Annotated in this window: 7 protein-coding genes; 3 read left to right on the top strand and 4 right to left on the bottom strand. The window is 66.0% G+C overall.

Going from position 1 to position 6,495, the window contains the following annotated elements; genetic code table 11:
- Positions 1–289: 289 nt before the first annotated feature.
- Positions 290–2,074: a phosphoenolpyruvate--protein phosphotransferase gene (gene ptsP / locus ACK5F2_RS06440; RefSeq protein WP_409863606.1), complete on the bottom strand. Its 1,785-nt coding sequence runs from the start codon at positions 2,072–2,074 to the stop codon at positions 290–292.
- A 112-nt stretch (positions 2,075–2,186) separates the two neighbouring features.
- Here ptsP and ACK5F2_RS06435 point away from each other — a divergent pair, with 112 nt between their 5' ends.
- Entirely contained in the window at positions 2,187–3,011 is an 825-nt protein-coding gene (locus ACK5F2_RS06435) for a GNAT family N-acetyltransferase (protein ID WP_409863604.1), read from the top strand.
- Positions 3,012–3,042: 31 nt separating this feature from the next.
- On the opposite strand, the gene ACK5F2_RS06430 is transcribed toward ACK5F2_RS06435, so the two are convergent.
- Genes ACK5F2_RS06430 through ACK5F2_RS06420 form a run of 3 tightly spaced genes read right to left on the bottom strand, consistent with a single transcriptional unit; the run spans position 3,043 to position 4,240 of the window.
- Positions 3,043–3,312 (bottom strand): HPr family phosphocarrier protein, encoded by a 270-nt coding sequence (locus ACK5F2_RS06430; protein WP_133602358.1) that lies wholly within the window; start codon positions 3,310–3,312, stop codon positions 3,043–3,045.
- Between the two features lie 7 nt (positions 3,313–3,319).
- Positions 3,320–3,748, bottom strand: coding sequence for a PTS sugar transporter subunit IIA (locus ACK5F2_RS06425; protein ID WP_409863602.1), 429 nt, complete (start codon positions 3,746–3,748; stop codon positions 3,320–3,322).
- Positions 3,749–3,778: 30 nt separating this feature from the next.
- Entirely contained in the window at positions 3,779–4,240 is a 462-nt protein-coding gene (locus ACK5F2_RS06420) for a hypothetical protein (RefSeq protein WP_409863601.1), read from the bottom strand.
- A 144-nt stretch (positions 4,241–4,384) separates the two neighbouring features.
- Here ACK5F2_RS06420 and ACK5F2_RS06415 point away from each other — a divergent pair, with 144 nt between their 5' ends.
- Complete coding sequence (locus tag ACK5F2_RS06415; RefSeq protein ID WP_409863600.1) at positions 4,385–5,644, top strand: CaiB/BaiF CoA transferase family protein; 1,260 nt, start codon at positions 4,385–4,387, stop codon at positions 5,642–5,644.
- Entirely contained in the window at positions 5,641–6,360 is a 720-nt protein-coding gene (locus ACK5F2_RS06410; protein WP_409863599.1) for an alpha/beta fold hydrolase, read from the top strand. The genes ACK5F2_RS06415 and ACK5F2_RS06410 overlap by 4 nt, the downstream gene beginning before the upstream one ends.
- Positions 6,361–6,495: the final 135 nt, after the last annotated feature.

The following is a 6,495-nucleotide window of genomic DNA, read 5'->3' as shown; positions in this document are numbered from 1 at the left end:
CTTCAGCAGCCTTCGCCACCTTGTTTCGCGTCGCTGATCAGTGATCAGCACAGAAGCGAGATTATGACTTATTTTTCTCAAACTCGTCAAGCGTTTTAAACATTTATTGTTTGTCGCGCTTTTCGCTTCTCTTCACCCATCACCGCCGCTCTTGCGAGCCGCTGTGATCAGCGAAGCCCGCAACTGTAGCACAGGATTTCTGGCGCACAAGCAACTATCGGCACTTCGTGCTCCAGCCGCGCATCGAGTCTTATCGGGCGCCGCCCAGGGCGCACATCGCCATGCGCAGTTACTGCATCGGAGTGTTGCCGCGCTTCGAGGTCAACAGCAGCTCAGCGGCGCGCTGTGGGTCCGGGCTCTCTAGCAATTGAGGGAGCACCTCAGCCAATCGGCTGGCGTCTGCCCTCAGCACTCGCTGCTTGACCGAGGGGATCTGCGAGGGGTGCATCGAAAAATTACGCAGGCCCATAGCAAGCAGCAGATCGGTGAAAGCGGGGTCGCCCGCCATCTCGCCACAGACACTCACGGACTTGCCTGCCGCGCGCGCTTGCCCAATTGAGCTCGCGATCAATTGCAGCACGGCAGGATGCCAGGGATCGTAAAGATGCGCGACCGCCTCATCCGCACGGTCTATCGCCAACGTGTACTGGATCAGGTCGTTCGTGCCTATGGAAATGAAGTCCACATGCGGCAGCAGCAGCGGCAACATGACCGCGGCGGCCGGGATTTCAATCATCACGCCCAACTCGACCGTCGTAAAAGCCTGCCCCGCGTCGGTCAGTTGCTGCTGCACTCGCTTGAGCGTCTCGCTCACCTGGCGAATTTCGGACAGGTGGGCCACCATGGGGATCAGAAGACGCAGCTTGCCATAGGCGCTGGCGCGGTAGATAGCTCGCAGCTGCTGACGAAACATGCTCGGCTCCGCCAGACTCCAGCGAATCGCCCTCAACCCCATGGCCGGGTTGAGCACATGCTCGTGACGCAACTCGCTGGCGCTCATGCGATCGAGGGGCTTGTCCGCACCAATATCGACCGTGCGTATGGTCACGGGCATGCCCTTCATCGCCTCAACCGCCGCCCTATAGGCCTCGAACTGCTCGTCCTCGCTGGGCAATTCGCCATTGCGGTTCATGAAGAGAAACTCGCTGCGAAACAGTCCGACTCCTGTAGCGCCAGCGTCAACTGCGGCAGCCGCATCGGCCGGCAATTCGATATTGGCCTGCAGTTCGACCCGCTCGCCATCCAGAGTCACGGCGGGCGTGTGACGCAGCCGAGCCAGGCGCGCTCGCTCCAGCTCGCTCTGGCGCTGGCGGAAGCGGTACTCCTCCAGCACGATGGGCGAGGGATTCACGATCACCGCCCCGAGGTCGCCATCAATGATGACCCAGTCGTCCTGGCGAATCAGGCGAGAAGCCTCGCGCGTGCCCACAACCGCAGGGATGTCCATGCTGCGCGCAACAATGGCCGTGTGCGAGGTCTTGCCGCCAATGTCCGTGATGAAGCCGTGAAACACGCTGCGCTTGAACTGCATCATGTCGGCCGGTGCAATGTCCGCTGCGACCAGCAATAGCGGGTCCTCGCCTGCGAAGTCACGTTGCACCACGCTGGAGGCATCCACCGGAGCCTTGCCTTGCTCGCGAGCGAGAGCACCCAGGATGCGCTCCACCACCTGCTCAAGGTCGGCCTTGCGCTCGCGCAGATACTCATCCTCCATCTCGTCGAACTGACGGGCCAGCACTTCGAGCTGGGCAGACAGGGCCCACTCGGCGTTGTAGTGCCTATCGACGATCCACTGCTTGGTGGCGCCGGTCAGGGCCTCGTCGTGCAGCAGCATCAGGTGCACATCCAGCAGCGCCGCGAGTTCATGCGGCGCATCCCCCGGCAGATCGTCCCGCAAGGCCGTGAGCTCATGGGCGACCTCGTCGCGGGCGCGGACGGCGCGCTGGATCTCTGCCTCCACCTGGTCGGGCGCAATGAAGTAATGGGCCACATCCACACGACTGGAGGCCACAAGCACGGCGCGGCCGATGGCCACGCCGCGGGAAACCGGAATGCCGAAGACCTGGAAACTCATGATTGGCCGACTGTAGCAGCGCCCGGCTTCACGCATCGGTCACTCCACAGTCATGCCTGCGTCACCCTCCCGCCCGAGCATGCCCAGCAACCCAATCATGACGAGGTTGCCCATGCGGGACATTCCTTCGCCCACACTCCCGATTGCCGAACTGAGCCACGCGGCGGCCCAGGCCAATCGCCCGACCGCCGCTCCCCGCGCACGACTGCTTGTGCAATGGGCTCGCCATGAAGACGAGGTGCGCGAAGCCCAGCGCCTGCGCTATGAGGTCTTCGTTAACGAAATGGGAGCTCGGCTCAACCCGCCCCAGGGCGCGCCGGCGGCCCATGACATCGATGCCTTTGACCCCTTCTGCGAACATTTGCTGGTACGCGCCATCGAGTCGGGGGAGTGCAGCGGCCCCGTGATTGGCACCTACCGGGTCCTGACACCAACGGCCGCCAAGCGGGCGGGTGGCTTGTACAGCGAGACCGAGTTTGATCTGACCCGGCTTCGCGGCCTGCGCGAGCAGATGGTCGAGCTGGGTCGTTCCTGCGTGCACCCGGCGCACCGCAGTGGCGGCGCCATCATGCTGCTCTGGGGCGCGCTAGCAGAGTTCATGCATCGCAATCGGCTGGACACCATGGTGGGCTGCGCCAGCATCAGCATGCGTGACGGCGGCCACTACGCGGCCAGCCTGTGGCAACAGCTGTCACAGACCCATATGGCGGGCATCGAGCATCAGGTCCGCCCGCGCCTCCCGCTTCCCGTCGACGAACTGCGGCAAGACCTTGCAGCTGAACCGCCGCCACTGATCAAGGGCTATCTGCGCTGTGGCGCCAAGTTGCTCGGCGCCCCGGCCTGGGACCCAGACTTCAACACGGCAGACCTGCCCCTGCTGATGCGCATCGCCGATCTACCCGAACGCTATCGCCGTCATTTCATCGACCCGAGCTGAGCGCTGAGGGCTGGCAGTGCCCTGACGAGCCTCACTGGCCCTCGCCGAACTTGTCGTTCACCAGGGCCGTAATGGCGTCCAGCGCTGCCTGCTCATCCGTGCCATCGGTTTCCAGCTCCACCTGGGAGCCCAGACCGGCCGCCAGCATCATCACCCCCATGATGCTCTTGGCATTGACGCGGCGGCCATTGCGGCTCATGAATACCTCACACTGAAAACTGCCGGCCAGCTTGGTCAGCTTGGCCGAAGCGCGGGCATGCAGCCCCAGTTTGTTGCTGATGGTGAGAGTAGTCTTGAGCATCGGCCGTTCAGGTTGTAGGGGGACAGGGAATGGCGGGGGCGGCAAGTTCGGGCGCACCGCCAAGCACGATGCCGCGGGCGCCGCCGTCGCTGGCACGCTGCACCAGCTGGGCCACCGGTTCCGCGGCGTAACACAAAGACCGCCAGAGCATGGGCACATTGACGCCGGCAATCACGCGAACATGACCGGCGTCGTCCAGCAAACGCTGGGCGGCATTGCAGGGCGTCGCACCGAACACATCGGTCAGCACCAGAAACTCGGCATGGCCGGCCGCCGCGAGCAGGGCCCGAGCTTCGCGTTCCACGGCCTCCACCGACATCTCCGGCGTCACATCCAGAACGGTCAGCTGCGGGGCGCAGTTGGGAAATGTATGCTCGGCCACCGCCTTCAGGGCGGTGGCCAGGGGAGCATGGGCGATCAGCAACAAGCCGGACATGCGCCCATTATCCCCGGCAGACCCCACACTTCAGGGCAGCAACTTCAATCCCGTGAGAAAGGTCTCCCAGGCTTGCTCGTCAAGGCCTGCTCCCATCTGCGTCAGCTGATAAACCCGGAGACCTCGGGCGAAGACCGCCACCCTCGCAGCCTGATCTCGTCCCTGCAGTCGCAGCTGAACGGCCTCCATCTGGGGCGTCATGCCGGGCACGACCAGCGTCTGGGCCTCTGGTAGCGGGGCGCCCAGCTTCACCGCCAAAGCCTCGCGCATGGCGCGCAACGCCGCGCCGACCTGGGCGGGCTCGGCCACCTCGGCCCAAGACAGCGAGAAACTCTGTGCCGCCGCCTTGCAGACCACCAAGCCCCTGGGGCTGGGCGCCGGGCGCACATCGATATCGGGCTTGCAGGGAAACAGCGCTTGCGCACCGCTGCCCTCGGGGCGCAGCTCTCGCCAATCAAGATGGGGTGAGCACGCCGCCAAAGCCAGTCCCACCAAGAGGCAGACGCCGGGCCGAGCCGCCCCCGGGAGCGGGGTCGCGGGGCGGACTGCGAGCGGTTTGTTCATCATGCGCCCATTATGGACAGCCGCGCCTCAGGGACGCGGCGACAGACCGCAGCGCTGCAGCACAATGCCCGCATGAACAAGCAAGCCGACCGCGACACGCAAGCCCAAACTCCCGGAGCCCTCAGCGGGGTCCGGGTGCTGGACCTCTCGCGCGTGTTGGCCGGCCCCTGGTGCACCCAGACCCTGGCCGACCTGGGGGCTGACGTGATCAAGATCGAGCGCCCCGGCAGTGGCGACGACACGCGCGCCTGGGGCCCGCCCTATCTGAAGGACCGCGAGGGTCAGGACAGCTCCGAGGCCGCCTACTACCTGGGCGCCAACCGCAACAAGCGCTCCCTAGCGGTGGACATCGCCAGCACCGCGGGCCAGGCCCTGATCCGCAAGCTGGCCGGCCAGGTGGACGTGCTGGTGGAGAACTTCAAGGTGGGCGATCTGGCTCGCTACGGCCTGGACGCCCAGAGCCTGCTGGCGCAGTACCCGGGCCTGGTGATCTGCTCCATCACCGGCTTCGGCCAGACCGGCCCCTACAAGGACCGCGCCGGCTACGACTACGCTGTGCAGGGCCTGGGCGGCCTGATGAGCGTCACCGGCGAGCGCGACGATCTGCCCGGCGGCGGCCCGCAGAAGGTGGGCGTGGCCGTGGCCGATCTCTTCACCGGCCTGTACAGCACCGTGGCCATCCTGGCCGCCCTGCGCCACCGCGACGCCACCGGCCAGGGCCAGGTCATCGACATGGCCCTGCTGGACACCCAGGTCGCCATGCTCGCCAATCTGGGTGCCAACTACCTGTGCACGGGCGTCGCGCCGCGGCGCATGGGCAATGCCCACGCCAATATCGTGCCCTATCAGGCCTTTGAGGCCAGCGATGGCCACCTGATTCTGGCTGTGGGCAATGACAACCAGTTCGCCAAGTTCGCCGAGATCGCCGGCCGCCCGGACTGGGCGACCGATGCGCGCTTTGCCCGCAATGCCGACCGGGTCCGTCATCGCCAGCTGCTGGTGCCCGAGATTGCGGCCACCCTCAAGACCCGTCCCCGACAAAGCTGGCTCGACGCCCTTGAAGCCGCCAAGGTGCCCTGTGGCGCCATCAACAATCTGGCCGAGGTGTTTGCCGACCCGCAGGTCCAGGCCCGTGACTTGCAGGTGTCGATGGAACACCCGCTCAGCGATTCGCTGCGCCTGGTCGCCAATCCCATCAAGCTCTCGGCCACGCCGGTCAGCTACCGCCGCGCGCCCCCCTTGCTGGGCCAGCACAGCGAAGAACTGCTGGTGGAAGCCGGTCTCAGCGCAGACGAGATCGCGCAACTCAAGGCGCAAGGGGTCGTGCAATGAGTGACTTCGTCCTGGTGCACGGCGCTTGGCATGGTGCCTGGTGCTGGAAGCGGGTTCTGCCGGGCCTGTGGGCTGCGGGCCACAGGGCTTTCACCGTCAGCCTGACAGGCGTGGGCGAGCGCGCCCATCTGGCCGGCCCGGGCGTTGGCCTGTCCACCCATATCGAGGATGTGGTCGCCGTGATCGAGGCGGAAGAGTTGCAGCACTGCATCCTGGTGGGCCACAGCTATGCCGGCATGGTCATCACCGGCGCAGCCCAGCGACTGGCCGCGCGCATCGGCCAACTCGTCTATGTGGATGCCAGCGTTCCCCTGCCCGGCGAGGCCTGGAGCAGCGCCCACGCACCCGAGACCCAAGCGCAGCGCCGTGTCACCATCACCGCCCTGGGGCATCTGCCGCCCTCTCCGCCCGATGTCTTCGGACTGCAGGCCGAGGATGCTGAATGGGTCAGCCGGCACCTGACACCCCAGCCCGGGGGCTGCTATGACGAGCCCCTACATTTCGATGCGGACCGCATTGCGGCACTGCCGCGCAGCTTCATCGATTGCACCGATCCAGCCCTGCCCACCATAGACCGGGCACGGCGCCGTGTACGCGAGCAGGCGGGCTGGCAGGTGCTGGAGATTCCCACGGGCCACGATGCCATGATCAGCGCACCCCAGGCCCTTCTGCGCCATCTGCTGGCCGTGGCTGACGCGCCTCGCGGCGTGAGATAGTGCCGGAGGGGGCGGCGCGCACCACCTCGCCACGGGGGTTTCCCCCGGGACGGGGGATGGACGGGTCAGAGGCCCGCCCAGACCATGGCGACCGCTCCCACTGCCCCACCCCATTCAGACAGCCATCGCCAACAG

Origin of the sequence: Roseateles sp. (assembly GCF_046300915.1) — a bacterium.
GTDB lineage: Bacteria > Pseudomonadota > Gammaproteobacteria > Burkholderiales > Burkholderiaceae_C > Kinneretia.
Note: the sequence above shows the minus strand (reverse complement) of the source record. Positions and strands in the feature narration are given on the sequence as shown.